4 protein-coding genes are annotated in these 3,178 nt (G+C 56.5%); 1 reads left to right on the top strand and 3 read right to left on the bottom strand.

Features of this window, described 5'->3' with window-relative positions:
• A protein-coding gene (locus AC1DUU_RS27385) for an IS3 family transposase (protein ID WP_476786498.1) occupies nucleotides 1-1,075 on the top strand; the annotation gives its coding sequence in 2 pieces (ribosomal slippage) (nucleotides 1-243 and nucleotides 243-1,075; 1,076 coding nt annotated over the 2 pieces). This gene is flagged as partial in the annotation.
• Nucleotides 1,076-1,671: 596 nt separating this feature from the next.
• Here AC1DUU_RS27385 and AC1DUU_RS27380 read toward each other — a convergent pair.
• The 3 genes from AC1DUU_RS27380 to AC1DUU_RS27370 all read right to left on the bottom strand — a co-directional run bounded on the left by AC1DUU_RS27380 (nucleotide 1,672) and on the right by AC1DUU_RS27370 (nucleotide 2,823).
• Complete coding sequence (locus AC1DUU_RS27380; RefSeq protein ID WP_476786497.1) at nucleotides 1,672-1,812, bottom strand: hypothetical protein; 141 nt, start codon at nucleotides 1,810-1,812, stop codon at nucleotides 1,672-1,674.
• A gap of 376 nt (nucleotides 1,813-2,188) precedes the next feature.
• Nucleotides 2,189-2,593, bottom strand: a complete 405-nt coding sequence (locus AC1DUU_RS27375) for a type II toxin-antitoxin system VapC family toxin (protein WP_476786496.1) — start codon at nucleotides 2,591-2,593, stop codon at nucleotides 2,189-2,191.
• Complete coding sequence (locus tag AC1DUU_RS27370; RefSeq protein ID WP_476786495.1) at nucleotides 2,590-2,823, bottom strand: AbrB/MazE/SpoVT family DNA-binding domain-containing protein; 234 nt, start codon at nucleotides 2,821-2,823, stop codon at nucleotides 2,590-2,592. The genes AC1DUU_RS27375 and AC1DUU_RS27370 overlap by 4 nt, the downstream gene beginning before the upstream one ends.
• Between the last annotated feature and the right edge of the window lie 355 nt (nucleotides 2,824-3,178).

Here is a 3,178-nt window from a genome sequence, read left to right as displayed (position 1 = left end):
GATTTAGCGAACCCCAGATCCTTGCAATCCTTCGCCAGGCGGAAGGTGGGGTCCCAGTGCCGGAGTTGTGCCGCGAACACGGAATGAGCACGGCATCCTTTTACAAATGGCGAGTCAAATACGGTGGCATGGACGCGTCGATGATCAGCCAGATGAAGGCTCTGGAGGACGAGAACCGTCGGCTGAAGAAGATGTATGCCGAGATGAGCATGCAGGCCGAGCTGCTGAAGGAGCCTCTTGGAAAAAAATGACTCGRCCATCTCAACGCCGGGAGATGGCTGGGAAAGCAGTGGCGTTGCGCGCGGTGGGCATTGCGCTCGCCTGCCGCACCTTCGAGGTCAGCGAGACCTGCTATCGTTACAGCGCCAAGCTGAACGACGAGAACGAGCAGATCGCTGACATACTCATCGGGTTAACGCGGGCAAAGAAGAGCTGGGGCTTCGGCTTGTGCTTCCTCTACCTGCGCAATGTCCGGGGGCATCGCTGGAACCATAAACGCGTGTATCGCATCTACCGCGAGCTGGAGTTAAACCTCAGGATCAAGCCACGCAAGCGACTGAAACGGGACAAGCCCGACGCTCTGGCCGTACCGGAAGCGCCGAACATGGTCTGGTCGATGGACTTCATGGCGGATCGTTTGGAAGACGGCAGGCAATTCCGGCTGCTGAATGTCCTGGACGACTTCAACCGCGAAGGGCTGGGCATCGAGGTGGACTTCTCACTTCCTGCCGAGCGCGTCATCCGCAGCCTGAACCAGATCATCGAATGGCGCGGCAAACCGTTCGCAATTCGTGTGGATAATGGGCCTGAATATGTCAGTGGCAAACTGATGGAATGGGCTGAGAAGCAGGGCATTGCCTTGAGCCATCTTCAGCCAGGAAAACCGCAGCAAAATGCCTATGTCGAGCGCTACAATCGCACCGTCCGACATGAATGGCTCGACCAATACATCATTGAAAGTATCGAGGAGGCACAGGAATTCGCCACAGGGTGGCTTTGGACCTACAACAACGAACGGCCCAATATGGGAATCGGCGGCATCACACCCGCACAGAAACTGAAAATGGCTGCGTGAATTCTACCATGAAGCCCGCTAAAAACGGGGAATTACCATCCCTCAAAAGCGACGCCGTCAACGTGCAGGGAAAATCGCGCTTACAGAGATGCGACACATRRGCCRGTTAGAGATGCGACAGTCGTCGCCTCTYGGGATGCTGGTCAAACGTGAGCGTTTGAAAGGAAGACTGGCGACGTGAAGCGTGATTGAGACCATGAGCGTTCGGAGTCGTCATGTCATTGTCGTGCGCTCGTCGCCAAGGACATTCTGGACGTGCTTGGCGCTCTAGGGAGCTACGTCCGAAAGAGTGGTAAGGTAGAGGTCAGCGGCGCGCATCGACATCGGGCAGAAGCGCTAGCGCGCCAAACTGGGGCCTGCCGCCCCCCCCCTCGACCAGCAGGCCTKTATGTTGYARCTGATAGGCCGAATGGAAGGCACGACCTCAACAGAACCATCAAGCGTATGTTGACCGCCTGAAAGGTTCGATTGATGGCGGCCCTCCAAATCCTTTCGGTCGCGTCAGTCGCCAAAATTGGCCACCCGCCGCGCGGATCGACAACTGTACTAGCGGCGACGTGATAGGCCAGAAGAGGGTCTCCTAAGCAACAGCCTCCTCAATTCCCCTCAGCGTCATTTATCTTAACACAAGATTGATGACCGTTTACCTCACGGCAATCTCTTCCTGAAATGCCGCCAGCGTAAACCAATGTGATAGTCGTGAGGACTGCTATCCATGCAAGAATGATCTTAGTCATGTAAGCCTCCTTTGTTACTTCGCAAGTGATATGGAGGGTAGGTTTGCAACCTGGCACCTCTAAACCCTGCGAACGATAGATTGCCATGCAGGCGTGATGACAGCGTTAAGCAGGCGTGACATGCTTGTGAAGCGGCCCTTTAATTGCGGGTGGTTGTCAATCCAAGTTTTGCGTTGTCATCGCCGGGGTCATGGTCCTTTCCGAGGTCGATCCGATCGGGTCGCCCATGGTGTTGAAGCGCCTTGCGGACGCAAATACCAGCGCCGCAGCGACCGCTTCCGCGTCAATCTGACCAAAGCGAGCGGCCTGCAATGGCCGATAGCCCCCTCCCTGCCCCAGAAAGCAGAGAATTCAATTGGCATAGCTGCTGTATACCTTAGGTATCCGGCGTGATCAGCTTCAACGACGGAAAATATGTCCGGTATCGGCCAACATCACGGGTCAGCAAGGAAAGCTGATTGACTGCTGCGTGAGCGCCGATGAAGAAATCGGGAAGCACACCGGTTCTCGATCCACCAGACTTGCGGTATCGCGTGAACAGCTTTCCGGCAAGGAAAAGCGACGCACGTGGAATTGGCGCCATTTCCAAGCCGGCCTGGCCGAGAAAACCATCGAGCGCCTCGATCCGATCGTATCGAACAGCGAGTTCGGCGTAGACCACAGCGTTTATCAACAACGGCCCCAGGAGACTGGCAGCCTCAAGTTGAGCAACCGACCAGTCAGCCCAAGTCGGGTCGTCGGTAACAAGATCCAGCAGGACGTTGGTATCAACCAGCGTCACGCTTCACCACGCGTCAGTGCCATGATTGCGTCTGTGCTAAGACCTTTGCCGGCGTGACCGCGCAGCTTGGCGAAACGGCTCGCGGGCTGCTTTTTGTCGGCGCGAGCAAGCATTATACTGCCATCGACCGCCCGGTGGAAATCAACCTTGCTGCCCGGACCGATCCCCAGCAGGTCGCGGACAGGCTTTGGGATGGTGACTTGGCCCTTCGCTGTGACTGTCGTGCTCATACGAGCTCCTTCAAATCTGTGGTAATGCGCTCTTAGAAAGAGGTATTACTTTCGAGCCGAAAATTCAATCCCTGCATCAGCCGTTGCTTCCGGGCTTATCGAGCCTCCGGCGCAACGCATCGCTGATTTCCAGGCGGCTTTGCGTACGGAACACCTTTCCCGGTTGTGTCTCCACAGGTGGTGTAGCTGGGCAATAGCAAAGCCGCTCGCGAACGCGCCATTGAAAGCGCTGTGTGAGCGAGCGGCGGTTCGGTGGTCATCGGCGCTTTTCCGGTAGGGTCGGGTTGCTCACACCAACTTTGACCGGAAGGACCACCGATGACCGACGACATGATGAACCTGCGCACGCTTGTGG

Source organism: Aminobacter sp. P4_H6_2 (genome assembly GCF_056400805.1).
The sequence above is the reverse complement of the archived record's forward strand: the minus strand, read 5'-3'. Positions and strand labels throughout refer to the sequence as shown.